We start from the raw sequence: 24,942 nt of genomic DNA, 5'->3' as shown, positions 1-24,942 counted from the left end.
TTCAATCAGCCTTATCAGCAGTGCGAGCGGTAGGTTTACGGAGACGGGAAACCGGCGCGACATGAGCCGAGCCGTTGTTCAGGGCGATCATCAGCGCAGGCAGCCAGCGGCCCAGCAGGCTGAACAGATCACCGGCGCCGACCTGGCGGTTGGCGGTTTTGAGTACGCGGCCCAGGCAGGCATCGTCGTCGCGGCCGGACGGCGAGGCGTTGAGCATGTCGCGCAAAGACTGTTCAAACGGATCGTGCATACGCACCTCTCGTGATGTCTGTGAAAGACGCGGGCAAATTTGGTCGGGTCACATGGCCCATCGTCAAACCCAGCGCAATCGGCGGAACAACCACCATTGTCCGAGCGCCACCAGGACCATCAGCAGGCATGCCACCAGGAAGCCGTAAGGGCTTCCGGAAAGTGGAATTCCGCCGACATTGATCCCCAGCAGGCCGGTGAGAAAACTCATCGGCAAGAAGATCCCGGTGATGATCCCGAAGCGGTACATGGTGCGATTCATGCGCACGCTCAAACGCCGGTCTTCGGTGTCCAGCACAAGCCCCACGCGCTCTCGGGTCAATTCGAGCTCTTCGAGGTAGCGGGTCAGGCTGTTGTTCAATTCGTTCCAATAGTCCGCGTCGTCATCGACGAACCATGGCAGTTTTATTCGCGTCAGCTGTCCGAAAATATCGCGCTGCGGTGCGAGAAAACGCTTCAGTCCGGCGGCTCGGCGACGGATGTGCAAAACCGCTCCGTGCTCGGGGGTATACCGTTCGTCGGCATCCAGCTTTTCTTCCTCTTCATCGACCACTTCCGAAAGGCAAGTGACCAGATCCTGCACCTTGTTGGTGAGATATTGCGCAAGATAAAGAATGAGTTCGGACGACGTTTTCGGGCCCTTGCCCTCCCCCAGCATCGCCAGCAGTTCATCCGTGGCGCGCAATGGGCGCAAACGCAGGGAAATCACACGCTGGGCCGAAGCGAAAATCCGTACCGAGACCATGTCTTCCGGCTCGGCCCCAGGATTGAGGTTGACCCCGCGCAAAAACAGCAGCAACTCGGAATCGGGCAGCGGCAACAGCCGTGGACGGGTGTTCTCTTCCAGCAGCAGATCGCAGGTGAATTCGTTCAGTCCGCTGGACTTGCGCAGCCAGGTCTGGGTCTGCGGGTGACTGCGATCCCAGTGCAGCCACAGGCTTTCATGGGCCTGCAGCTGCAAATCGTCGAGTTCAGTCCGGGCTATCGAACGCGCACCGCCTTTACCATCCAGCACCAGGGCATGCACCAGCCCCCATTGCGCGTTTTCTTCCTCGAACATCCTCACCCCAGTGCTTGCCGCGATTTATTCAGGCATCTTCAGCGGGCTCGGCGAGATAATCACGCCGTTGTTGTCCGCATAGATGTATTGGCCCGGATGAAACGTAACGCCCGCAAAAGTCACCGGCACGTTGAGGTCGCCGATACCCCGCTTGTCGGTCTTCATCGGGTGGCTGGCCAGTGCCTGCACGCCGAGATCGGTCTGGGCGATGACGTCCACATCACGGATGCAGCCGTAGATGACCAGCCCTTCCCAACCGTTTTTCGAGGCTTTCTCGGCGAGCATGTCGCCCAGCAGCGCACGCCGCAGGGAACCGCCGCCATCGACCACCAGCACCTTGCCGTTGCCCTTGAGTTCAACCTGTTCCTTGACCAGCGAGTTGTCTTCGAAGCACTTGATGGTCACGATTTCGCCGCCGAAGGAATCACGGCCACCGAAATTGCTGAACATCGGTTCCAGCACCTGCACCAGCTCGGGATAGGCGTCGCACAGGTCAGGCGTGAGGTAATGGTTCATCGAATAACTCCTGTAACAAGGAAGACGATCAAGGATGTCGCACTCTTTTGAAACGAGATCCGACGGTCGCTGTTTACCTTAGTCCATGCAATGGTCGCTGAGTGAACCTGAACACAGGCTGAAACGTAATAGCGAAACAGCCACCAAATGTGACCGGAACCGTCCAATGCGTCATATCTTAGCCGCAAGCCGACCCGAACGAAATGCCCTTTTCAGAGCCCTCCGCTCATCCTGCCGCCGCCAGATCCATCTTTTCGCCAAGTAATGGCGTGTGCTGGTCAGCCAGCCAGCGCGCCACCAGTGGCCAGACTTCGGCCTGGGCAGCCTTGCTCACCAGCATTTCGACATGACCGAAATTTTCGCTGAAGCCCTGTTCACGACCCAGATTGATAAATTGCTTGTGCTCGGAGCCGACCTGATCGAACAACTTGCGGCAGGCCCAGGCCGGATCCTGATGATCCCCGACCGCCGTCACGGCCAACACCGGCACCTTGACATCGGCGAGCCCCGCCCACCAATCCTTGTCCTTGTCCCCGAAACGCCCGAACAGGCCATACCAGCGCATGCTTTCCAGCGCGAGGCCGATCGGCTCGTCTTCCGGGCCACGCTTGAGACGCGAGCCGGACAACTGGGCAAAACGCTTGAGAATGAAACGCCCGCTCCATTCCACCGGCGGAATTTTCAGCGGCCAGTAGGTACGACTGACCTGCGTGCCGAAAAACGCTGCCGACGCTACGGCCGGTTCGCCGAGGTATTCGCCGCCCAGGGCGGCCGCGAGCGTAATGCCGCCCAGCGAATGACCGATCCAGTGCGGGATCTGCCCGCTCTGTTCACGCACGAACGCGGCGATGGCCGGCAAATCGTAACGGGCGTAATCGGCGACGCGGTTGCGGCGATAGTCCTCGTTGCGCTGGGACATGCCGTGGCCGCGCATTTCCGGGATCCATACATCGAACCCCAGACGCGTCAGATAAGCGCCCAGCCCCAGACCTTTCGGGGAGAACCAGAAGCGCCGGTTGGAGAAGCTGCCGTGCAGCAAGATCACCGGCACGCCGCGTGTCGCCGGTTCATCGGCCATGCCGAGACGGGTCACCGCGATTTCCACGGACCAGTCAGGGCTGTTGCCCGGCTTCAAACGGTAGATGTCTTCGCTCAGATCACCGCGTCGTTCAGCGCTGATCAGGGCGACAGGAAATAGGTTGCTGCTGCTTTGCATAATGCTCTTGCACAAAAAAGGGCGGCATCCGGAGAGCTCGCCCTACTTCAATCTTAAAGCCCCGACCCGGGTCAACGGGCCGGGGCTTCATTCACGGTTTATTCCGCCGCCTGGCCTTCGGCAAGGAAGAACCAGGTTTCCAGCACGGTGTCCGGGTTCAACGATACGCTTTCGATGCCCTGCTCCATCAGCCACTTGGCGAGGTCCGGGTGGTCCGAAGGGCCCTGACCGCAGATGCCGATGTACTTGCCGGCCTTGTTGCACGCGGCAATCGCGTTGGCCAGCAGCTTCTTGACTGCCGGATTACGCTCGTCGAACAGGTGCGCGATGATCCCGGAGTCACGGTCCAGGCCCAGTGTCAGCTGGGTCAGGTCGTTGGAACCGATCGAGAAACCGTCGAAGAATTCGAGGAACTCTTCAGCCAGGATCGCGTTGGATGGCAGTTCGCACATCATGATCACGCGCAGGCCGTTGTCGCCACGCTTCAAGCCGTTTTCGGCCAGCAGATCGACCACCTGGCTGGCTTCGCCGAGGGTACGGACGAACGGCACCATGATTTCGACGTTGGTCAGGCCCATCTCGTTGCGCACGCGTTTCAGCGCACGGCACTCGAGTTCGAAGCAGTCACGGAACGATTCGCTGATGTAACGCGAAGCGCCACGGAAGCCCAGCATCGGGTTTTCTTCTTCCGGCTCGTACAGCTTGCCGCCGATCAGGTTGGCGTATTCGTTGGACTTGAAGTCCGACAGACGCACGATGACCTTCTTCGGCGCGAACGCAGCGGCCAGGGTACTGATGCCTTCAACCAGTTTCTCGACATAGAAACCGACCGGATCGTCGTAACCGGCGATGCGCTTGTCGACGCTTTCCTTGATGTCCTGCGGCAGGCCGTCGTAGTTCAACAGCGCCTTCGGGTGGACGCCGATCATGCGGTTGATGATGAATTCCAGACGGGCCAGGCCCACACCGGCGTTCGGCAGCTGCGCGAAGTCGAAGGCGCGGTCCGGGTTGCCGACGTTCATCATGATCTTGAACGGCAGCTCCGGCATGGCGTCCACGGAGTTTTTCTTGATGTCGAAGCCCAGTTCGCCTTCGAAGATGTAACCGGTGTCGCCTTCGGCGCAGGACACGGTCACGCCCTGGCCATCCTTCAGCAACTGGGTGGCGTTGCCGCAACCGACGACAGCCGGAATCCCCAGTTCACGGGCGATGATCGCCGCGTGGCAGGTACGGCCGCCACGGTTGGTGACGATGGCGCTGGCGCGCTTCATCACCGGTTCCCAGTCCGGGTCGGTCATGTCGGAGACCAGCACGTCGCCCGGCTGGACTTTGTCCATTTCGGAGACGTCCTTGATGATCCGCACCTTGCCGGCGCCGATGCGCTGACCGATGGCACGGCCTTCCACCAGCACGGTGCCGGTTTCTTTTAGCAGGTAACGTTCCATGACGTTGGCCTGGGTGCGGCTCTTCACGGTTTCCGGACGGGCCTGCACGATGTACAGCTTGCCGTCGTCACCGTCCTTGGCCCATTCGATGTCCATCGGGCAGCCGTAGTGCTTCTCGATGATCATCGCCTGCTTGGCCAGCTCGCTGACTTCGGCGTCGGTCAGGCAGAAACGCGCGCGCTCGGCCTTGTCGACATCAACGGTTTTCACCGAACGACCGGCCTTGGCCTCGTCGCCGTAGATCATCTTGATGGCCTTGCTGCCCAGGTTGCGGCGCAGGATCGCCGGGCGACCGGCCTCCAGCGTGCCCTTGTGGACATAGAATTCGTCCGGGTTCACCGCGCCTTGTACGACGGTTTCGCCCAGGCCGTAGGCGCCGGTGATGAACACCACGTCACGGAAGCCGGATTCGGTATCGAGGGTGAACATCACGCCGGCGGTGCCGGTTTCCGAACGCACCATGCGCTGCACGCCGGCCGACAGGGCGACCAGTTTGTGGTCGAAGCCCTGGTGCACGCGGTAGGAAATGGCACGGTCGTTGAACAGGGAAGCGAACACCTCCTTGGCTGCGCGAATGACGTTTTCCACGCCACGGATGTTCAGGAAGGTTTCCTGCTGACCGGCGAACGAGGCGTCCGGCAGGTCTTCGGCGGTGGCGGAGGAACGCACGGCCACGGCCACATCGGGATTGCCGGCCGACAGCGCGGCGAACGCGGTGCGGATCTCGGTGTTCAGTTTTTCAGGGAATTCGGCTTCCATGATCCATTGGCGGATCTGGGCGCCGGTCTTGGCCAGCGCGTTGACGTCATCGACGTCCAGGGCGTCGAGAGCCTTGTGGATCTGGTCGTTGAGGCCGCTCAGCTCGAGAAAGTCGCGATAGGCCTGCGCCGTGGTGGCGAAACCGCCGGGGACCGACACACCGGCACCGGCCAGGTTGCTGATCATCTCGCCCAGGGATGCGTTCTTGCCCCCCACATGCTCAACATCGTGTTTGCCGAGCTTATCGAGGGAAACTACGTACTCTACCAAGGTGATCTCTCCACTAACTGTGTTGGAAAAGCTCAGAAACCGGCGGCTCGGGGGAGCATCGGCCGGTTGTATGGCCTGGACCTGGAAAATAAGTGAGAATGCGGGCCGATGGCGGCCGGCAAATCGCGCCTATCATATCCAGAAATACTCATTAGCTTAAGGCCCAAGGTGCAAATGAAACGATCTGCTTTCTTTATCTCCGATGGCACCGGCATTACTGCCGAAACCCTGGGTCAAAGCCTTCTGGCGCAGTTCGAAAACATTACCTTCACCAAGCTCACGCGGCCCTACATCGACAACGCGGACAAAGCGCGGGCCATGGTACAACAAATCAACAAAGCCGCTGAAACCGATGGTTTCCGGCCGATTATCTTCGACACCATCGTCAATCAGGACATCCGTGAGATTCTCGCAACCTCCAATGGTTTCATGATCGACATTTTCTCGACGTTCCTCGCCCCGCTCGAACAGGAACTGACCGAGCATTCTTCCTACACCGTCGGCAAATCCCATTCGATCGGCCACAACTCCAACTACATGGAGCGGATCGAGGCGGTGAACTTCGCCCTCGATAACGACGACGGCGCCCGCACCCACTATTACGACAAGGCCGACCTGATACTAGTGGGCGTGTCGCGTTGTGGTAAGACGCCGACGTGTCTGTACATGGCGATGCAGTTCGGCATCCGCGCGGCCAACTACCCGCTGACCGAAGACGACATGGAACGCCTGCAATTGCCGACCGCCCTGCGCGCCCACCAGCACAAGCTGTTCGGTCTGACCATCGACCCGGACCGCCTTACCGCGATCCGCAACGAGCGCAAGCCCAATAGCCGCTATTCGAGTTACGCCCAGTGCGAATTCGAAGTGCGCGAAGTGGAGAACCTGTTCCGCCGCGAAAACATCCCGCACATCAACTCCACGCATTTTTCCGTGGAAGAGATTTCGGCGAAGATCCTGGTGGAAAAAGGCGTGGAGCGGCGTTTCAAGTAACCCCGACGCGCCCAACCTGTCCGCAGGCTGAATGAAGTATCACAAGCTCGCCTGCGGGCCGTGTTTTTTACGCCTTTGTAACATTCCGAAATATACAATCCGCGCAAGTTGCGTATCCGGCCACAAACCGGATGCGCCAACCCTCTCGGCCCGCTGAATTCAACGGGCCCGCAGCATCCAGCCTCCCCATTGAAGTCAAGGAATGAGCGTCCGTTCATTCCCGGGTGCGCCGTGCAGACTGAAGCTACGTTCAGACTGCCGCGCCTCCATTCAGAGCACTGCAGGAATCACTGCTTATGAATAAGGTGTTCCGTCACTACATACCGGCCTCGACCCGACGTCTGCTGCCCAATCGCTGGGACTTGATCGCCCTGCCGCTGGTGATCGGCTTCCTGCTGTTTTTCTCGATCGGTGCCCGGGAAACCTGGGCCCCGATCGGCACGCTGCAAAGTGAAGTGGTCTCACTCGACCCGAGCCATTTGCCGGAATACGCCATGCGCACCACCCTGCGCATGCTCGCGGCGATGGTGGCGTCACTGGTGTTCACCCTGCTCTACGGCACCTTGGCGGCCAAAAGCCGACGCGCCGAAAAACTCCTGGTGCCGGTGCTGGACATCCTGCAATCGGTGCCGGTGCTGGGTTACATCTCCTTCACCGTGACCTTCTTTCTGTTGCTGTTTCCCGGCCGGGTACTGGGCGCGGAATTCGCTGCGATCTTTGCCATTTTCACCAGCCAGGCCTGGAACATGACGTTCAGCTTCTATCAGTCGCTGCGCATGCTGCCGCGGGATCTGGTGGAGGTCTCGACCAACCTGCAACTGTCCGGCTGGCAGAAATTCTGGAAGCTCGACGTACCCTTTGCGATGCCCGGGCTGATCTGGAACATGATGATGAGCATGTCCGGCGGCTGGTTCTTCGTGGTGGCCTCCGAAGCGATCACCGTCGGCGACCAGACCATCACCCTGCCCGGGATCGGCTCGTTCCTCGCCCTGGCCATCGCGCAAAAAGACATGCACGCCGTGGGCTACGTCATCCTGACGATGATCGTGGTCATCCTGATCTATGACCAGTTTCTGTTCCGCCCGCTGGTGGCCTGGGCCGACAAGTTCCGCATGGAGAACACCGCCTCGCAGACCGCTGCGCCGGAGTCCTGGGTGCTGAATCTGATTCAGCGCACCCGGATGATCCAGCGCATTTTGCGCCCCATCAGTCGCGCCATCAGCCGCCTCGGCAACATGCGTCTGAACCTGCCGCGTTCGGCGCGCAAGGTCATGACCTCGCAAAGCCCCGCCACCACCAAGGCCATCGACTGGATCTGGGGCTCGTTTATCGCGCTGCTGACCGCGTATGCGCTGTACCACATCGTGCTGTATGTCGGCACCGAGGTGACGTTCGCAGAGGTCGGGCATGTGTTGCTGTTGGGGCTGTTCACTCTGTTGCGGGTGGCCGGGTTGATCTTCATCGCCTCGCTGATCTGGGTGCCGCTGGGCGTGATGATCGGTCTGCGCCCGGCATTGGCGGAAAAGATCCAGCCGCTGGCGCAGTTTCTCGCGGCGTTTCCGGCAAACCTGTTGTTCCCGGTATTCGTCATCGTGATCCTGCGCTACCAGTTGAACCCGGACATCTGGCTGAGCCCGCTGATCGTGCTCGGGACGCAGTGGTACATCCTGTTCAACGTGATCGCCGGGGCCAGCGCCTTCCCCAATGACTTCAAGGAAGCCGCCGCCAACTTCCGCATTCGCGGCTGGCTGTGGTGGCGCAAGGTGATGCTGCCGGGGATCTTCCCGTATTACGTGACCGGCGCCATCACCGCTTCGGGCGGCGCATGGAACGCCAGCATCGTCTCCGAATTCGTTTCCTGGGGGCAGGACAAAGTCGTCGCCCACGGCCTCGGCGCCTACATCGCGCAAACCACGGCCGCCGGCGACTTCCCGAAAATCACCCTCGGCGTGGTGGTGATGTCGTTCTTTGTCGTGGCCTTCAATCGCGTGGTCTGGCGACCGATGTACGCCATGGCCGAAAACAAACTTCGCCTGAACTGACGGGATTCGATGTGATGAATACCTATACCGAACACACGGGTGCCACACCCGAAATCTACTCGCTCACCGACGTCAACCGAGTGTTCGGCAAGGGCAAGGACGAGCTGCAGGTGCTCAGCGGGATCAACCTGGCCCTGCACGAAGGCGAAATAGTCGGCATGCTTGGCCGCTCCGGCTCGGGCAAGTCCACCCTGCTGCGGATCATCGCGGGCCTGATCGAGCCCTCGTCCGGGGAAGTGCTGTACAACGGCAAGCCGCTGGACGGCCCGGCCGAAGGCGTGGCCATGGTGTTCCAGACCTTTGCCCTGTTCCCGTGGCTGACGGTGCTGGAAAACGTCGAGGCCGGCCTGCAGGCCTTGCAGGTCGAACGCAAAGAAGCACGCAAGCGAGCGCTGGCGGCCATCGACCTGATCGGCCTGGACGGTTTCGAAAACGCCTACCCTCGTGAACTGTCCGGCGGCATGCGCCAGCGCGTGGGGTTCGCTCGCGGGCTGGTGGTCAACCCGACGCTGTTGTTGATGGACGAACCCTTCTCGGCGCTGGACGTGCTGACCGCCGAAACCTTGAGAAACGATCTGCTGGACCTGTGGAGCGGCAAGCAACTGCCGATCAAATCGATCCTGATCGTGACCCACAACATCGAAGAAGCGGTACTGATGTGCGACCGCATTCTGGTGTTGTCGTCCAACCCGGGGCGGCTGGTGGCGGAAATCAAGGTGCCCTTCGCCCATCCGCGCAATCGCCTGGATCCGGTGTTCCGGCAAATGGTCGATGACATCTACGCGCAGATGACCGACCGCCGCAGCGCCGACGCTGGCACCGGCAAACCCGAACTGAAGATCAGCAGCCCGCTGCAGGAAGTATCCACCAACCTGATGGCAGGCCTGATCGAAACCCTGGCGGCCGAGCCCTACAACGGTCACGCCGGCCTGCCCACCGTGGCCGAACGTCGCTTGCTGGAAGTGGACGACCTGTTTCCGGTGGCCGAAATGCTCGAATACCTGGGCTTCGCCGAACTCAAAGGCGCGGATATCACCCTGACCGAGGCCGGGAAACTGTTCGCCGACTACAGCACCCAGGCACGCAAGACCCTGTTTGCCGAACATCTGATCCGCTACATACCGCTGGCCGCGCGGATCCGTCAGGTATTGCTGGAGCGCAACGGCCACCGGGCGCCACGGGTGCGTTTCGAGCAGGAACTGGAAGATTCGCTGACCGAGGCCTTCGTCGAGAAAAACCTGGAAATCGTGATTGCCTGGGGTCGCTACGCCGAGATTTTCTCCTACGACGACAACACGGAGACCTTCAGCCTGGAAGATGTCGAGGGCAGCCTGTAGCCCTCGACAATCCCGGCGATTCAGATCACGAACAAGTCGACAAAGCGGTTCACCGGCGTCGCCTCGAGCCGCACCTGATCCTTGCACAGCGCAAGGATCTCGGCGCCGCGCTGGCCGGTAAAACGCGTGGCCAGGTTCGCCCTGAACTTGTCCTCCAGCAACGGAATGCCCTCGGCCCGGCGCCGACGGTGACCGATCGGGTACTCCACCACCACATTTTCGGTGCTGGAACCGTCCTTGAAAAACACCTGCACCGCATTGGCAATCGAGCGTTTGTCGGGCTCGAGATATTCGCGGGTGAAACGCGGATCTTCGACGATGACCATTTTTTCGCGCAGCACATCGATGATCGGATGGGCCCTGTGGAAATCGTCCTCGTACTGCTCGGCCACCAGATTGCCGAACGCCAGCGGCACGGCGGTCATGTACTGGAGGCAGTGATCGCGGTCGGCGGCATTGGCCAGCGGCCCGACCTTGGAAATGATGCGGATCGCCGATTCGTGGGTGGTGATGACGATCCGGTCGATCTCATGCAGACGATTGCGCACCTGCGGATGCAGGGTCACGGCGGCTTCGCAGGCAGTTTGCGCGTGAAATTCGGCGGGGAAGCTGATCTTGAACAGCACGTTTTCCATCACGTAACTGCCGAACGGCCGCGAGAAGCTGAAGGCACGCTTGCCTTCGGGCTTGAGTGCCAGATCGTTGTTGGTGTGGCTGAACAGCACGTCGTAGAAACCCCACTGCTTTGCCGTCAGTACACCGGGAATTCCCATTTCACCGCGCAGGGCGATGTCGGCAAGGCGCACGCCCCGGCTCGAGGCATCCCCCGCCGCCCAGGACTTTCGCGATCCGGCATTCGGCGCGTGGCGGTAAGTGCGCAACGCCTGACCATCGGCAAACGCATGGGACAACGCCGACAACAACTGCTCGCGATTGGCGCCCATCAGTTTGGCGACGACGGCTGTCGAAGCCACTTTCACCAGAATCACATGGTCGAGGCCTACGCGGTTGAAAGAGTTTTCCAGGGCGATCACGCCCTGAATCTCGTGGGCCATGATCATCGCTTCGAGCACATCGCGCATGGTCAACGGCGCTTCGCCATTGGCCAGACGCTTTTGTGCCAAGTGATCGGCCACCGCGAGAATCCCGCCGAGGTTGTCCGATGGATGCCCCCATTCGGCGGCGAGCCAGGTGTCGTTGTAATCGAGCCAGCGCACGATGCAGCCGATGTCCCACGCGGCCTTTACCGGATCGAGGCGATAGGAAGTGCCCGGCACTCGGGCGCCGAACGGCACGACGGTGCCTTCTACGATGGGGCCCAGGTGCTTGGTGCATTCGGGAAAACGCAGGGCCAGCAGTCCGCAGCCCAGCGTGTCCATCAGGCAGTTGCGGGCGGTGTCGAGGGCTTCGGCGGATTCGATTTTGCAGGTGAGGACGTAATCGGCGATGTCCTGCAGGACATCGTCGTAGTCGGGGCGGTTGTTCAGGTCGACGTTGGCGCTCATTGCGGTTCTCCTGGTGGGGAATGATGAGTGGTGGGGTCTTCCTCAGGGGCTTGGCTGGTTTGTTGAATGCAGGTCTGGGTTGCCTGCTCATTGTGTGTTTCTTCAGTTAGTAAAGCCCCTCACCCTAGCCCTCCCGAAACGTCGGACCGCCCGGAGGGAGAGGGAACTGACCGTGGGATATTCAAGCGTTACATCGACCTGAAAGTGCTTTGCCGAATCCATAATCGCCACGATTTTTCAGGTCGATGTATCCCGCAAGACACCTCGGTCAGCTCCCTCTCCCTCCGGGAGAGGGCTGGGGTGAGTGCATCGATTCTGGATCAGAAAGAGTCGCCAGGTACGCGGACGTAACCTTCCATCAGCACGCGCGCACTACGGCTCATGATCGCTTTCTTCACAACCCACTCACCGTTTTCCAGACTGGCCTCGGCCCCGACGCGCAACGTCCCGGACGGATGCCCGAAGCGCACGGCATTGCGTTCAACGCCACCGGCCGCGAGGTTAACCAAAGTGCCAGAGATGGCCGCCGCCGTACCAATCGCCACCGCCGCAGTGCCCATCATCGCGTGGTGCAACTTGCCCATCGACAACGCCCGCACCAGCAAATCCACATCCCCGGCCGCAATCGCCTTGCCACTGGATGCCACGTAATCCGCAGGTTTGGCGACAAACGCAACCTTAGGCGTGTGCTGCCGCTTGGCCGCTTCATCCAGATTGGAAATCAGCCCCATGCGCAAAGCACCGTAGGCACGAATCGTCTCGAACATCTGCAACGCTTTCGGGTCGCTGTTGATCGCACTCTGCAGTTCGGTGCCGGTGTAACCGATGTCTTCAGCGTTGACGAAGATCGTCGGGATACCCGCGTTGATCATGGTCGCCTTGAACGTGCCGACGCCCGGCACTTCCAGATCGTCGATCAGGTTGCCGGTGGGGAACATCGAGCCACCGCCACCCTCTTCTTCCGCCGCCGGGTCCATGAATTCGACCTGGACTTCGGCGGCCGGAAAAGTCACGCCGTCGAGTTCGAAATCACCGGTTTCCTGCACTTCGCCGTTAGTGATCGGCACGTGGGCAATGATGGTCTTGCCGATGTTGGCCTGCCACACGCGAACCACCGCCACGCCGTTGTGCGGAATGCGGCTGGCGTCCACCAGACCGTTGCTGATGGCGAACGAACCGACCGCCGCCGACAGGTTGCCGCAGTTGCCGCTCCAGTCCACAAACGGCTTGTCGATCGACACCTGACCGAACAGGTAATCGACGTCGTGATCGGCCTTGATGCTTTTCGACAGGATCACGGTTTTGCTGGTGCTGGACGTGGCGCCGCCCATGCCGTCGATCTGCTTGTCGTACGGGTCGGGGCTGCCGATGACCCGCAGCAACAGCGCATCGCGGGTCGGACCGGGAATCTGCGCGGCTTCGGGCAGATCCTTGAGGCTGAAAAACACGCCTTTGCTGGTGCCGCCGCGCATGTAGGTGGCGGGAATTCTTATTTGCGGTGCGTGAGCCATGGTGCTCCTTATCAGCAAACGCGGGTCAACCGACCCGCGTTCGCACTACGTGATTTAAACGGCAACCGCCGACTCTTCGAGGAAGTCCTGGGCGAAGCGTTGCAACACGCCACCGGCCTCGTAGATCGACACTTCTTCGGCAGTGTCGAGGCGGCAGGTCACCGGCACCTCGACGCGTTCGCCGTTTTTGCGATGGATCACCAGCGTCAGGTCGGCGCGCGGGGTGCGCTCGCCGATCACGTCGTAGGTTTCGCTGCCGTCGATGCCCAATGTCTTGCGGTCGGTGCCCGGTTTGAATTCCAGCGGCAACACGCCCATGCCCACCAGGTTGGTGCGGTGAATGCGTTCAAAACCTTCGGCGGCGATCGCTTCCACACCCGCCAGACGCACGCCTTTGGCCGCCCAGTCCCGGGACGAGCCCTGGCCGTAGTCGGCGCCGGCGATGATGATCAGCGGCTGCTTGCGCTCCATGTAGGTTTCGATGGCTTCCCACATGCGCATCACTTTGCCTTCCGGCTCCACACGGGCCAGCGAGCCCTGCTTGACCTTGCCGTTTTCCACGACCATTTCGTTGAACAGTTTCGGGTTGGCGAAGGTCGCGCGCTGCGCCGTCAGGTGGTCGCCACGGTGGGTCGCGTAAGAGTTGAAGTCCTCTTCCGGCAGGCCCATTTTCGCCAGGTATTCGCCGGCGGCGCTGTCGAGCATGATCGCGTTCGACGGCGACAGGTGATCGGTGGTGATGTTGTCCGGCAGCACCGCCAGCGGGCGCATGCCCTTGAGCGGACGCGCCCCGGCCAGCGCGCCTTCCCAGTACGGCGGACGGCGGATGTAGGTGCTCATCTCGCGCCAGTCGTACAGCGGCGCGACTTTCGGGCCGGTGTCTTCATGAATGGCGAACATCGGGATGTAGACCTGACGGAACTGCTCGGGCTTGACCGAGGACTTCACTACGGCGTCGATTTCTTCGTCGCTCGGCCAGATGTCTTTCAGGCGAATTTCCTTGCCGTCGACCACGCCCAGCACATCTTTCTCGATGTCGAAACGGATGGTGCCGGCAATCGCGTAGGCCACCACCAGCGGCGGCGAAGCGAGGAATGCCTGCTTGGCGTACGGGTGAATCCGACCGTCGAAGTTGCGGTTGCCGGACAGCACAGCGGTGGCGTACAGGTCGCGGTCGATGATTTCTTGCTGAATTACCGGATCCAGCGCGCCGGACATGCCGTTGCAGGTGGTGCAGGCGAAGGCGACGACGCCGAAACCGAGCTGTTCCAGCTCCGTGGTCAACCCTGCTTCATCGAGGTACAGCGCCACGGTTTTCGAGCCCGGCGCCAGCGACGACTTGACCCACGGCTTACGCGTCAACCCGAGCTTGTTGGCGTTGCGCGCCAGCAGGCCGGCGGCGATCACGTTGCGCGGGTTGCTGGTGTTGGTGCAACTGGTGATGGCGGCGATGATCACCGCGCCGTCAGGCATTTGCCCCGGCACCTCTTCCCACTGTCCGGCGATGCCTTTGGCCGCCAGATCCGACACCGCCACACGGGCGTGCGGGTTGCTCGGACCGGCCATGTTGCGCACCACCGAAGACAGGTCGAAGGTCAGGCCGCGCTCGTATTGCGCGCCTTTCAGGCTGTCGGCCCACAGACCGATCTGTTTGGCGTACTGCTCGACGAGCTGCACTTGCTGATCTTCACGACCGGTGAGTTTCAGGTAGTCGATGGTTTGTTGGTCGATGTAGAACATCGCCGCCGTGGCGCCGTATTCCGGAGCCATGTTGGAGATGGTCGCGCGGTCGCCGAGGGTCAGCGCGGAAGCACCTTCGCCGAAGAACTCCAACCATGCGCCGACCACTTTCTGTTTGCGCAGGTACTCGGTCAGCGCCAGCACCATGTCGGTGGCGGTGATGCCCGGTTGCAGCTTGCCGGTCAGTTCGACGCCGACGCTTTCCGGCAGACGCATCCACGACGCGCGGCCGAGCATCACGCTTTCAGCTTCGAGGCCACCGACACCAATGGCGATCACGCCCAGCGCATCGACGTGCGGGGTGTGGCTGTCGGTGCCGACGCAGGTATCCGGGAACGCCACGCCGTCGCGCACCTGGATCACCGGAGACATTTTCTCCAGGTTGATCTGGTGCATGATGCCGTTGCCCGGCGGGATCACGTCGACGTTCTTGAACGCCTTCTTGGTCCAGTTGATGAAGTGGAAACGGTCTTCGTTGCGACGGTCTTCGATGGCGCGGTTCTTCTCGAACGCCTGCTTGTCAAAACCGCCCGCCTCGACCGCCAGCGAGTGGTCGACGATCAGTTGGGTCGGCACTACCGGGTTGACCTGCGCCGGGTCGCCGCCCTGCCGGGCAATCGCGTCACGCAGGCCGGCCAGATCCACCAGCGCGGTCTGGCCGAGAATGTCGTGGCACACCACGCGGGCCGGGAACCACGGGAAGTCGAGGTCGCGTTTGCGCTCGATCAGTTGTTTCAGGGAATCGGTGAGCGTCGCCGGGTCGCAGCGACGCACGAGGTTTTCCGCCAGCACGCGAGAGGTGTACGGCAGGGTGTCGTAGCTGCCGGGCTGGATCGCATCGACTGCCGCGCGGACGTCGAAATAATCCAGCGGCGTGCCGGGCAGGTTCTTGCGAAATTCTGTGTTCATCGGTCAGGACTCGGTCACGGTGATAACAAGAGGTGAGCGCTACCTCGGTATTGAAATCAACTCGGTCAACTGTGGGAGCGGGCTTGCTCGCGAATGCGGCGTGTCAGTCGACATATCATTGACTGACACGCCGCATTCGCGAGCAAGCCCGCTCCCACATTGGTTCCCGGTTTATCCAGTCAACAACGCGGCAGCGCCACCATTCAGCGACGTTCGATGGGCACGAACTTGCGCTGTTCGACGCCGGTGTACTCGGCGCTTGGACGGATGATGCGGTTGTTGGCGCGCTGTTCGAACACGTGCGCTGCCCAGCCGGTCAGGCGCGAGCAGACGAAGATCGGGGTGAACAGCTTGGTCGGGATGCCCATGAAGTGATACGCCGAGGCATGGTAGAAGTCGGCGTTGGGGAACAGTTTCTTTTGCTCGCACATGGTCTTGTCGATGGCTTCGGAGACGGCGAACAACACTTTGTCGCCCACTTCGTCGGCGAGTTTTTTCGACCAGCCCTTGATCACCTCATTGCGCGGATCGCTGTCCTTATAGATCGCGTGGCCGAAGCCCATGATCTTGTCCTTGCGCTCAAGCATGCCGAGGGTGCCCTTGACCGCCTCTTCCGGCGACGAGAAGCGCTCGATCATTTCCATCGCCGCTTCGTTGGCGCCGCCGTGCAGCGGGCCGCGCAGCGAGCCGATGGCCGCCGTGACGCAGGAATACAGATCGGACAGGGTCGAAGCGCACACCCGAGCGGTGAAGGTCGAAGCATTGAATTCGTGTTCGGCGTAGAGGATCAGCGACACGTTCATGACTTTGACATGCAGTTCGCTTGGCTTCTTGTCGTGCAGCAGGTGCAGGAAGTGGCCGCCGATGGACTGCTCGTCCGTCACGCAATTGATGCGTTTGCCGTCGTGGCTGAAGCGATACCAGTAGCACATGATCGCCGGGAACGCGGCCAGCAGGCGGTCGGTCTTGTCGCGTTGCTCGGAGAAGTCCTTCTCCGGCTCGATATTGCCCAGGAACGAGCAACCGGTGCGCATCACGTCCATCGGGTGGGCGTCGGCGGGGATGCGTTCCAGCACTTCTTTCAGCGCTTGCGGCAGGTCGCGCAGCTTGCTCAGTTTTGCTTGATAGTCGGCGAGCTGTGCCTGGGTCGGCAGCTCTCCGTAGAGCAGCAGGTAGGCCACTTCTTCAAATTGTGCGTCTGCCGCCAGTTCGCGCACGTCGTAGCCGCGATAGGTCAGCCCGGCACCGGCCTGGCCCACGGTCGACAGTGCGGTTTGCCCGGCGACCTGGCCCCGGAGCCCGGCGCCACTGAGTATTTTTGCTTCGGCCATTGTTGTCTCCAATCTTGAATTTATTAGGGAGTACGGTTGCGGCTTACTTCTTCGCCGCAAACAACGCGTCGAGCTTCTGCTCGAAGGTGTGGTAATCGATGCGATCGTAGAGCTCCATGCGAGTCTGCATGGTGTCGATGACATTCTGCTGAGTGCCGTCGCGGCGGATCGCGGTGTAGACGTTTTCTGCAGCCTTGTTCATCGCGCGGAACGCCGACAGCGGGTACAGCACCAGCGACACATCCGCTCCAGCCAGTTGCTCGGTGGTGTACAGCGGCGTCGAGCCGAACTCGGTGATGTTGGCCAGGATCGGCGCTTTCACGCGGCTGGCGAACAGCTTGTACATCTCAAGTTCAGTGATGGCTTCCGGGAAGATCATGTCGGCGCCGGCCTCGATGCACGCGGCGGCGCGATCCAGTGCCGATTCCAGGCCTTCAACAGCCAGCGCGTCGGTGCGCGCCATGATCACGAAACTGTCGTCGGTACGGGCATCGACGGCGGCTTTGATACGGTCGACCATTTCCTGCTGGGTCACGATCTCTTTGTTCGGACGGTGGCCGCAGCGCTTGGCGCCAACCTGGTCTTCGATGTGAATCGCTGCCGCGCCGAACTTGATCATCGATTTGACGGTGCGGGCCACGTTGAACGCCGAGGCGCCGAAACCGGTGTCCACGTCCACCAACAGCGGCAGGTCGCAGACGTCGGTGATGCGGCGCACGTCGGTCAGCACGTCATCCAGGCCGGTGATGCCCAGGTCTGGCACGCCGAGGGAGCCGGCAGCCACCCCGCCACCTGACAGGTAGATCGCCTTGAAACCGGCGCGCTTGGCCAGCAACGCGTGGTTGGCGTTGATCGCCCCGACCACTTGCAGCGGATGTTCGCTGGCGACCGCATCGCGGAAACGCTGGCCTGGAGTGCTCTTGTTGGAACTCATGACTCACCTCGTTCAGTGGCTGTCTTATTGTCGGCGCCGTCCTGGTAGTGACGGGCGATGTTGCGTTTCGAGGCGCCGATGTGACGGCGCATCAACAATTCCGCGAGCTCGCCGTCACGGTCGGCGATGGCATCGAGAATCCGGTGGTGTTCGGCAAAGGCCTGGCGCGGGCGGTTGGGCGTGGTGGAAAACTGGATGCGGTACATGCGCACCAGTTGATACAGCTCGCCGCAGAGCATCTGGGTCAGGGTGCGGTTGCCGCTGCCCTGGATGATCCGGTAGTGAAAGTCGAAATCGCCTTCCTGCTGGTAGTAGCCGACGCCGGCCTGAAATGCCGCATCGCGCTCATGGGTTTCCAGCACCCGGCGCAGTTCGTCGATTTCTTCGACACTCATGCGTTCGGCCGCCAGACGGCAGGCCATGCCTTCGAGGGATTCGCGGATTTCGTAGAGTTCGAGCAGTTCGGCGTGGCTCAACGACACCACCCGTGCGCCGACATGCGGCACGCGCACCAACAGGCGCTGGCCTTCCAGACGATGAATCGCCTCGCGCAGCGGCCCGCGGCTGATGCCGTAGGTGCGCGCCAGCTCCGGCTCGGAGATCTTGCTGCCCGGAGCGATCTCGCCTTTGACGATGGCGGCCTGGATACGCCGGAAGACGTTTTCGGACAGGGTTTCCGAATCGTCGCCGCTGATAACGGGGGGATCGAGTTGATCCAGCATATTGTCGACACCTTTAAATCCAATGCGGCAAAAACTAGCGAATCAGCCCATCCCAGTCAAAGGATAAATGGATATTGTCGACAATCGTCTAATAACCCTCAGGATCAACCCCAAGGGTTATAGACCCGCTCGGGCGCTGGCGCCATAAAACCACCGTGCTAGAATGCCGCCCGCATTTGCCAGTCACTTGCACGGCTTGTCATAAAAAGCTGATAGGCACACGAAGGCGCGCGCAGACAGGATCTCCTGATGCCGTGGCCCTGAACCGAGAACGGACCGCTGCTCACCAGGATTTATGAGACTCAAGCCCTTCCCCACCTTTTTCTATCTGTTTTGCCTGCCCAGCCTGGCTGTGGCGGGGGAAAAGACTGTGTACGGCCTCAACGAATACGCTGCCCTCGACGGGATCAACCTGGAAGTGGCGGCGAAACTCGACACCGGGGCGAAAACCGCTTCCCTGAGTGCCCGCGACATCAAACGCTTCAAGCGCAACGGCGAATCCTGGGTGCGTTTCTACCTGGCCATCGACGCCGCGCATTCGCACCCGATCGAACGGCCGCTGGCCCGGGTCAGCAAGATCAAGCGCCGCGCCGGCGACTACGATCCGGAAGAAGGCAAGAAGTACACCGCGCGCCCGGTGATCGAGCTGGATATCTGTATGGGTTCAGCAATGCGCAGCATCGAAGTGAACCTGACCGACCGCAGTGCGTTCCAATATCCGCTTTTGATCGGCTCCGAGGCGCTGAAACGCTTCGATGCGCTGGTCGATCCCAGTCTTAAATACGCTGCCGGCAAACCCGCCTGCGCCATCGCCGCTCATACCGCCGAGTAATTTCCATGCGTTCTCTAACCTTCCACCTGAAAATCCTGATCACCATCCTGGTGCTCCTGGGCGTTTCGGTTACGGCCTATCAGATTTTCGTGCTTGGCATCCCGGTGACCGAAGACGCCACCGACGACTTGTGGAACATCGACGCCAAGGTCGAGTTCGTCGCCAGCACCAAGGATCCGGTCAAGATCCAGATGTTCGTGCCGCCCCTGAGCCGCGATTACGTCAGCCTCAATGAAAGCTTCATCTCCAACAATTACGGCGTGGCGGTCAACCGTGTCGACGGCAACCGCAAGGTCACCTGGTCGGCACGCCGGGCCAAGGGCAACCAGACCCTGTATTACCGCCTGGTACTGACCAAGCGCTACACCGCCGAGAAAACCAAGGTCAAAGGCCCGACTTTCCGCGACAGCATGGCCATCGAAGGCCCGGAAAAAATCGCCGCCGAAGCCCTGCTCGCCCCGATCCGCCAGCACTCGGCCGACGTCGAGACCTTCATTGGCGAAGCGATCAAACGTGTCAACAATACCAACGACGACAACGTGAAACTGCTGCTGGCTGGCGACCCATCGACGGCCCACAAGGCAAAAATCGTTGAGCTGCTGCTGTCCATCGCCCACGTTCCTGTCGAGAAAGTCCACACCATTCGCCTCGTCGCCGATCAGCCACAAACCCCTGAACTGTGGCTGCGCAGCTTCAACGGCAACGACTGGCTGTACTTCAATCCGGAAACCGGCGAACAAGGTCTGCCGACCGACCGCCTGCTATGGTGGACCGGCGACGAAAACCTGATCACCGTCGACGGCGCGAAGAAGGCCAACGTGACCTTCAGCCTGAACAACAGCGAGATGAACGCGATTCGTCTGGCCAAGCTGACCGACGAAAACACCGACGCCAACTTCCTCGAATACTCGCTGTACGGCTTGCCGCTGCAAACCCAGCAGACGTTCATGATCATGGTGATGATCCCGATCGGCGTGCTGGTGATCCTGATTCTGCGCAACCTGGTCGGCCTGCAGACCCTTGGCACGTTCACTCCGGTGCTGATCGCCCTGGCCTTCCGCGAGACGCAGCTGGGCTTCGGCATACTGCTGTTTACCGTGATCACGGCGCTTGGGCTGTCACTGCGTTCGTACCTGGAACACTTGAAACTGCAAATGCTGCCCCGTCTGTCGGTGGTGTTGACCTTCGTGGTGGTGCTGATCGCGGCGATCAGCCTGTTCAGCCACAAGCTCGGTCTGGAACGCGGCCTGTCGGTGGCGCTGTTCCCGATGGTGATTCTGACCATGACCATCGAACGCCTGTCGATCACCTGGGAAGAACGCGGCGCCAGCCACGCTCTGAAAGTGGCGATCGGCACGCTGTTCGCAGCGTCCCTGGCCCACCTGATCATGACCGTTCCGGAGCTGGTGTACTTCGTGTTCACCTTCCCGGCGATCCTGCTGATCCTGGTGGGCTTCATGCTGGCCATGGGTCGCTATCGCGGTTATCGCCTGACCGAACTGGTGCGCTTCAAGGCCTTCCTGAAGAAGGCTGACGCCTGATGTTCGGTTTCTGGAAGACCTGGAAGGCCCTGGAAGCCCGGGGCATCATGGGCATCAATCGGCGTAACGCGGACTACGTGCTCAAGTACAACAAGCGCAGCCTGTACCCGATCGTCGATGACAAGATCATCACCAAGGAACGCGCGATCAAGGCCGGTATTCATGTGCCGGAACTGTACGGCGTGATTTCCACAGAGAAGGAAATCGACAACCTCGACGAGATCATCGGCGGGCGCAACGACTTCGTGATCAAGCCGGCCCAGGGCGCCGGTGGTGACGGCATCATCGTCATCGCCGACCGTTTCGAAGGTCGCTATCGCACCGTATCGGGCAAGATCCTCACCCACGAGGAGCTGGAGCACCATATCTCCAGCATCCTGACCGGCCTGTATTCACTCGGTGGTCACCGCGACCGGGCGCTGATCGAATATCGGGTGACCCCGGACCAGATCTTCAAGAGCATCAGCTACGAAGGCGTGCCGGACATCCGCATCATCGTGCTGATGGGCTACCCGGTGATGGCCATGCTGCGCCTGCCGACCCGTCAGTCCGGTGGCAAGGCCAACCTGCACCAGGGCGCCATCGGCGTCGGTGTCGATCTGGCCACTGGCCTGACATTGCGTGGCACCTGGCTGAACAACATCATCGCCAAACACCCGGACACCACCAACGCGGTGGACGGCGTGCAACTGCCCTACTGGGACGGTTTCATGAAGCTTGCCGCCGGTTGCTATGAACTGTGTGGTCTGGGTTACATCGGCGTGGACATGGTGCTGGATCAGGAAAAGGGCCCGCTGATTCTCGAACTCAATGCGCGACCGGGGCTGAATATCCAGATTGCCAATGACTGCGGCCTGACTGCACGTACCCATGCGGTGGAAGCGCATCTGGAGGATCTCAAGACACGTGGCGTGACAGAGTCGGCTGAAGAGCGGGTGGCGTTTGCTCAGGCGTTGTTTGGGCATATTCCGGCGGTCGAGGGCTAAGTCGCACTACCTGCCACCAATCTGCCAATCCCCGACATCCCCTCTAGGAGCAATTCCCGGAGGGGACTACAATCCCCACCCCGCCTCGATGGCCGATCTGCCCCGCCCATGTTGACCTGTTCCGTACACCCGCTGCCCTACCGCGCCAACCCCGCCGACTATTTTGCGGCCGTCCGCCATGCGCCCGGCGCCGTGCTGCTCGACAGCGGCCGGCCGAGTGCCGACCGTGGCCGTTATGACCTGCTCAGCGCCTGGCCGCTGGAACAGCTGGCGGTATTGCCGGACGAGCGCGGCGACGATTTCCTGCAACGTCTGCGGGACAATCTGACCCGGCTGGGCGAAGCACAATTGCCCGACGGGTACGAATTGCCCTTCGCCGGCGGCCTGATCGGCTACCTGAGCTACGACTTCGGTCGGCATCTGGAAAACCTGCCGAGCCAGGCCCGGGATGACCTGCAATTGCCCGATGCGCGTTTTGGTCTGTACGACTGGGCACTGATCAGCGATCACCAATCGGCCACCAGCCAACTGGTGTTTCACCCCTCGGCCAGCGCCAGCGAAAAACAACGGCTGATCACTGTGTTCAGCCAACCGGTGAACACCGAACCGGCCCCGTTCAAGCTGAACAGCCCGATGGCGGCCGATCTTTCGGCCGACGAATACCGTCAGGCGCTCGAACGCATTCATCAATACATCCAGGCCGGCGACTGCTATCAGGTCAACTTCGCCCAGCGTTTCCGCGCACCCTGCGAAGGCGACCCATGGCTGGCCTACTGCAAATTGCGTGAGGCCTGCCCGACGCCGTTTTCCGGATTCCAGAGCCTTCCTGACGGCAATGCAGTGCTGAGCCTCTCCCCCGAGCGCTTCGTCAAAGTCAGCCAGCGCCAGGTGGAAACCCGTCCGATCAAAGGCACTCGCCCCCGTGGCGCGACCCCGGCCGAAGACGCAGCCAACGCCGCCGAGCTGCTGGCCAGTCCCAAGGATCGCGCGGAAAACCTGATGATCGTCGACCTGCTGCGCAATGACCTGGGCCGCACCTGCCGTATCGGCTCGGTGCGAGTGCCGGAGCTGTTCAGCCTGGAAAGCTATCCGAACGTGCATCATCTGGTCAGCAGCGTGACCGGTGAACTGGCGGAAGATCGCGACGCCCTGGATCTGATCGCCGGCAGCTTCCCCGGCGGCTCGATCACCGGCGCACCGAAGATCCGCGCGATGCAGATCATCGACGAACTGGAACAGACCCGCCGTGGTTTGTATTGCGGATCGTTGCTGTATCTGGATGTTCGCGGCGAGATGGACAGCTCCATCGCCATTCGCAGTCTGCTGGTGAAGGATGGACAGGTGTGCTGCTGGGGCGGCGGCGGGATCGTCGCCGACTCGGACTGGGAAGCGGAGTATCAGGAGTCGATTACCAAAGTCAGGGTTCTGCTCGAAACCTTGCAGAACCTCTGACGTGTGTGGCGAGGGCATTTGCGCCCTCGTCACAGAATGACTTAAAGGCTCAAATCACGACTCGAAGCTTTGAGGAATTCCTGTTTCAACTCGGCAAAGCTGTGCACCGCCGGAAACTGCGGGAACTCGCGGATCACGTTATCCGGCGCATGGAACAGAATCCCCGCATCCGCCTCGCCCAGCATGCTTGTGTCGTTGTAGGAATCCCCCGCCGCAATCACCCGGTAATACAGGCTCTTGAAAGCCAGGACCGACTGACGCTTCGGATCTTTCTGACGCAACTGATAGCCCGTGACCCGCCCGCTTTCGTCAGTGATCAGGCGGTGACAGAGCAAGGTCGGAAAACCCAGCTGACGCATCAGCGGCTGGGAAAACTCGTAGAACGTGTCCGACAGAATCACCACCTGAAACCGCTCGCGCAGCCAGTTGACGAACTCCACCGCGCCGTCGAGCGGCTTGAGGGTCGCGATCACTTCCTGGATGTCCGAAAGCTTCAGGCCATGCTCGTCGAGGATTCGCAGGCGCTGCTTCATCAGCACGTCGTAGTCGGGAATGTCCCGGGTTGTGGCCTTGAGCGATTCGATTCCGGTTTTTTCGGCGAAGGCGATCCAGATTTCCGGTACCAGCACCCCTTCAAGATCAAGACAGGCGATTTCCACAAGACACTCCCGTTTGTAATGTTTATTGAGTCGAGCGAGCCCGAACTCTAGCCGCTCGACCTGGAGCGCGCAACGCAGAGGCCGCCCCGACGGGCGTTGCTTTTTGTTACCATCGCCGCCATATAGAGCGCCCAGCGCCACCGACCTGTAGGAAGCCGCCCTGATGAGCCCAACGTTCGACGTCGTGGAACTCGCCACGACCTATGCCAACAAATCCGCGCAGGACATCCTCAAGCTCGCGTTCGCCGAGTTCGGCGACGACCTGTGGATATCTTTCAGCGGCGCCGAGGATGTGGTGCTGGTGGACATGGCCTGGAAGCTGAACAAGAACGTCAAGGTGTTCAGTCTCGACACCGGTCGCCTGCATCCGGAAACCTACCGATTCATCGATCAGGTGCGCGAGCACTACAAGATCGATATCGAACTGGTCTCGCCGGACTACACCAAACTTGAACCGTTCGTGAAGGAAAAAGGCCTGTTCAGCTTCTACAAGGACGGCCATGGCGAATGCTGCGGCATCCGCAAGATCGAGCCGCTGCGCCGCAAACTGTCAGGTGTCAAAGCCTGGGCCACCGGCCAGCGCCGCGATCAAAGCCCTGGCACCCGCAGCGCCGTGGCGGTGATGGAAATCGATACAGCGTTCTCCACCCCGGAGCGCACCCTGTACAAGTTCAACCCGCTGGCGCAGATGACCAGCGAGGAAATCTGGGGCTACATCCGCATGCTGGAGCTGCCGTACAACAGCCTGCATGAGCGCGGCTTCATCAGCATCGGCTGCGAACCGTGCACCCGCCCTGTCCTGCCGAACCAGCACGAACGCGAAGGTCGCTGGTGGTGGGAAGAAGCGACCCAGAAAGAATGCGGGCTGCATGCGGGGAATATCATCAGCAAGGCGTAAATTCCCAGCCCCGATGATGCGACTGTGGGAACAAA

The 24,942-nt window shown here is 61.0% G+C and carries 20 protein-coding genes; 8 read left to right on the top strand and 12 right to left on the bottom strand.

The genetic code is table 11. The features are described 5' to 3' along the window. Position 1: 1 nt before the first annotated feature. From ACSPX5_RS04055 to ppsA, 5 genes are all read right to left on the bottom strand, one after another. Positions 2–250: a CrfX protein gene (locus ACSPX5_RS04055; protein ID WP_085700244.1), complete on the bottom strand. Its 249-nt coding sequence runs from the start codon at positions 248–250 to the stop codon at positions 2–4. Between the two features lie 63 nt (positions 251–313). Further along, complete coding sequence (locus tag ACSPX5_RS04050; RefSeq protein ID WP_169429559.1) at positions 314–1,309, bottom strand: zinc transporter ZntB; 996 nt, start codon at positions 1,307–1,309, stop codon at positions 314–316. A gap of 24 nt (positions 1,310–1,333) precedes the next feature. Further along, positions 1,334–1,825, bottom strand: a complete 492-nt coding sequence (rraA, locus tag ACSPX5_RS04045; protein ID WP_065259739.1) for a ribonuclease E activity regulator RraA — start codon at positions 1,823–1,825, stop codon at positions 1,334–1,336. A gap of 226 nt (positions 1,826–2,051) precedes the next feature. Continuing rightward, positions 2,052–3,041, bottom strand: a complete 990-nt coding sequence (locus ACSPX5_RS04040; protein ID WP_207868024.1) for an alpha/beta fold hydrolase — start codon at positions 3,039–3,041, stop codon at positions 2,052–2,054. Positions 3,042–3,139: 98 nt separating this feature from the next. Further along, a complete protein-coding gene (gene ppsA, locus ACSPX5_RS04035) occupies positions 3,140–5,515 on the bottom strand; it encodes a phosphoenolpyruvate synthase (RefSeq protein ID WP_103386412.1) in 2,376 nt (791 codons plus the stop codon). Positions 5,516–5,689: 174 nt separating this feature from the next. Here ppsA and ppsR point away from each other — a divergent pair, with 174 nt between their 5' ends. The 3 genes from ppsR (at position 5,690) to ACSPX5_RS04020 (ending at position 9,887) form a co-directional block, all read left to right on the top strand. After that, entirely contained in the window at positions 5,690–6,508 is an 819-nt protein-coding gene (gene ppsR / locus ACSPX5_RS04030; RefSeq protein WP_169429557.1) for a posphoenolpyruvate synthetase regulatory kinase/phosphorylase PpsR, read from the top strand. Between the two features lie 296 nt (positions 6,509–6,804). Next, positions 6,805–8,550, top strand: a complete 1,746-nt coding sequence (locus ACSPX5_RS04025) for an ABC transporter permease (protein WP_439820983.1) — start codon at positions 6,805–6,807, stop codon at positions 8,548–8,550. A 14-nt stretch (positions 8,551–8,564) separates the two neighbouring features. Then, positions 8,565–9,887, top strand: coding sequence for an ABC transporter ATP-binding protein (locus ACSPX5_RS04020; protein WP_169429555.1), 1,323 nt, complete (start codon positions 8,565–8,567; stop codon positions 9,885–9,887). Between the two features lie 20 nt (positions 9,888–9,907). On the opposite strand, the gene prpD is transcribed toward ACSPX5_RS04020, so the two are convergent. The 6 genes from prpD to ACSPX5_RS03990 form a co-directional block, all read right to left on the bottom strand. After that, positions 9,908–11,392 (bottom strand): 2-methylcitrate dehydratase, encoded by a 1,485-nt coding sequence (gene prpD / locus ACSPX5_RS04015; RefSeq protein WP_439820982.1) that lies wholly within the window; start codon positions 11,390–11,392, stop codon positions 9,908–9,910. Between the two features lie 320 nt (positions 11,393–11,712). Beyond that, the gene (prpF, locus tag ACSPX5_RS04010; RefSeq protein WP_439820981.1) at positions 11,713–12,903 is read right to left on the bottom strand and encodes a 2-methylaconitate cis-trans isomerase PrpF; all 1,191 of its coding nucleotides are present in this window, start codon (positions 12,901–12,903) and stop codon (positions 11,713–11,715) included. 54 nt (positions 12,904–12,957) lie between these two features. After that, the gene (acnD, locus tag ACSPX5_RS04005) at positions 12,958–15,552 is read right to left on the bottom strand and encodes a Fe/S-dependent 2-methylisocitrate dehydratase AcnD (protein ID WP_439820980.1); all 2,595 of its coding nucleotides are present in this window, start codon (positions 15,550–15,552) and stop codon (positions 12,958–12,960) included. Between the two features lie 203 nt (positions 15,553–15,755). Continuing rightward, positions 15,756–16,883, bottom strand: a complete 1,128-nt coding sequence (prpC, locus tag ACSPX5_RS04000) for a bifunctional 2-methylcitrate synthase/citrate synthase (RefSeq protein ID WP_439820979.1) — start codon at positions 16,881–16,883, stop codon at positions 15,756–15,758. A 43-nt stretch (positions 16,884–16,926) separates the two neighbouring features. After that, positions 16,927–17,817, bottom strand: coding sequence for a methylisocitrate lyase (gene prpB, locus ACSPX5_RS03995; RefSeq protein ID WP_007951973.1), 891 nt, complete (start codon positions 17,815–17,817; stop codon positions 16,927–16,929). Beyond that, the gene (locus ACSPX5_RS03990; protein ID WP_169432611.1) at positions 17,814–18,536 is read right to left on the bottom strand and encodes a GntR family transcriptional regulator; all 723 of its coding nucleotides are present in this window, start codon (positions 18,534–18,536) and stop codon (positions 17,814–17,816) included. The genes prpB and ACSPX5_RS03990 overlap by 4 nt, the downstream gene beginning before the upstream one ends. A 298-nt stretch (positions 18,537–18,834) precedes the next feature. Between ACSPX5_RS03990 and rloA the strand changes: the two genes are divergently transcribed. The 4 genes from rloA to pabB all read left to right on the top strand — a co-directional run bounded on the left by rloA (position 18,835) and on the right by pabB (position 23,350). Next, positions 18,835–19,371, top strand: a complete 537-nt coding sequence (gene rloA, locus ACSPX5_RS03985; RefSeq protein WP_169429550.1) for a retropepsin-like aspartic peptidase RloA — start codon at positions 18,835–18,837, stop codon at positions 19,369–19,371. A gap of 5 nt (positions 19,372–19,376) precedes the next feature. Then, the gene (gene rloB / locus ACSPX5_RS03980; RefSeq protein ID WP_085711890.1) at positions 19,377–20,912 is read left to right on the top strand and encodes an osmotic stress tolerance membrane protein RloB; all 1,536 of its coding nucleotides are present in this window, start codon (positions 19,377–19,379) and stop codon (positions 20,910–20,912) included. After that, positions 20,912–21,898, top strand: coding sequence for an alpha-L-glutamate ligase-like protein (locus tag ACSPX5_RS03975; protein ID WP_169429549.1), 987 nt, complete (start codon positions 20,912–20,914; stop codon positions 21,896–21,898). Before rloB ends, ACSPX5_RS03975 begins: the two co-directional genes overlap by 1 nt. A 108-nt stretch (positions 21,899–22,006) precedes the next feature. Beyond that, entirely contained in the window at positions 22,007–23,350 is a 1,344-nt protein-coding gene (gene pabB / locus ACSPX5_RS03970; RefSeq protein ID WP_439820978.1) for an aminodeoxychorismate synthase component I, read from the top strand. Positions 23,351–23,391: 41 nt separating this feature from the next. On the opposite strand, the gene thrH is transcribed toward pabB, so the two are convergent. Continuing rightward, positions 23,392–24,009, bottom strand: coding sequence for a bifunctional phosphoserine phosphatase/homoserine phosphotransferase ThrH (gene thrH, locus ACSPX5_RS03965; protein WP_439820977.1), 618 nt, complete (start codon positions 24,007–24,009; stop codon positions 23,392–23,394). A gap of 163 nt (positions 24,010–24,172) precedes the next feature. Between thrH and ACSPX5_RS03960 the strand changes: the two genes are divergently transcribed. Next, a complete protein-coding gene (locus ACSPX5_RS03960) occupies positions 24,173–24,907 on the top strand; it encodes a phosphoadenylyl-sulfate reductase (protein WP_007960132.1) in 735 nt (244 codons plus the stop codon). The last annotated feature ends 35 nt before the right edge of the window (positions 24,908–24,942 follow it).

It is taken from the genome of Pseudomonas sp. HLG18 (genome assembly GCF_051903985.1).
GTDB classification, from domain to species: domain Bacteria; phylum Pseudomonadota; class Gammaproteobacteria; order Pseudomonadales; family Pseudomonadaceae; genus Aquipseudomonas; species Aquipseudomonas fluorescens_BT.
The sequence above is the reverse complement of the archived record's forward strand: the minus strand, read 5'-3'. Positions and strand labels throughout refer to the sequence as shown.

Excerpts from the sequence above, each read along its gene's own strand:
- ACSPX5_RS04055 (WP_085700244.1), bottom strand. The coding sequence starts at position 250 with ATGCACGATCCGTTTGAACAGTCTTTGCGCGACATGCTCAACGCCTCG.
- ACSPX5_RS04050 (WP_169429559.1), bottom strand. The coding sequence starts at position 1,309 with ATGTTCGAGGAAGAAAACGCGCAATGGGGGCTGGTGCATGCCCTGGTG.
- rraA (WP_065259739.1), bottom strand. The coding sequence starts at position 1,825 with ATGAACCATTACCTCACGCCTGACCTGTGCGACGCCTATCCCGAGCTG.
- ACSPX5_RS04040 (WP_207868024.1), bottom strand. The coding sequence starts at position 3,041 with ATGCAAAGCAGCAGCAACCTATTTCCTGTCGCCCTGATCAGCGCTGAA.
- ppsR (WP_169429557.1), top strand. The coding sequence starts at position 5,690 with ATGAAACGATCTGCTTTCTTTATCTCCGATGGCACCGGCATTACTGCC.
- ACSPX5_RS04025 (WP_439820983.1), top strand. The coding sequence starts at position 6,805 with ATGAATAAGGTGTTCCGTCACTACATACCGGCCTCGACCCGACGTCTG.
- ACSPX5_RS04020 (WP_169429555.1), top strand. The coding sequence starts at position 8,565 with ATGAATACCTATACCGAACACACGGGTGCCACACCCGAAATCTACTCG.
- prpD (WP_439820982.1), bottom strand. The coding sequence starts at position 11,392 with ATGAGCGCCAACGTCGACCTGAACAACCGCCCCGACTACGACGATGTC.
- prpF (WP_439820981.1), bottom strand. The coding sequence starts at position 12,903 with ATGGCTCACGCACCGCAAATAAGAATTCCCGCCACCTACATGCGCGGC.
- acnD (WP_439820980.1), bottom strand. The coding sequence starts at position 15,552 with ATGAACACAGAATTTCGCAAGAACCTGCCCGGCACGCCGCTGGATTAT.
- prpC (WP_439820979.1), bottom strand. The coding sequence starts at position 16,883 with ATGGCCGAAGCAAAAATACTCAGTGGCGCCGGGCTCCGGGGCCAGGTC.
- prpB (WP_007951973.1), bottom strand. The coding sequence starts at position 17,817 with ATGAGTTCCAACAAGAGCACTCCAGGCCAGCGTTTCCGCGATGCGGTC.
- rloA (WP_169429550.1), top strand. The coding sequence starts at position 18,835 with ATGAGACTCAAGCCCTTCCCCACCTTTTTCTATCTGTTTTGCCTGCCC.
- rloB (WP_085711890.1), top strand. The coding sequence starts at position 19,377 with ATGCGTTCTCTAACCTTCCACCTGAAAATCCTGATCACCATCCTGGTG.
- ACSPX5_RS03975 (WP_169429549.1), top strand. The coding sequence starts at position 20,912 with ATGTTCGGTTTCTGGAAGACCTGGAAGGCCCTGGAAGCCCGGGGCATC.
- pabB (WP_439820978.1), top strand. The coding sequence starts at position 22,007 with ATGTTGACCTGTTCCGTACACCCGCTGCCCTACCGCGCCAACCCCGCC.
- ACSPX5_RS03960 (WP_007960132.1), top strand. The coding sequence starts at position 24,173 with ATGAGCCCAACGTTCGACGTCGTGGAACTCGCCACGACCTATGCCAAC.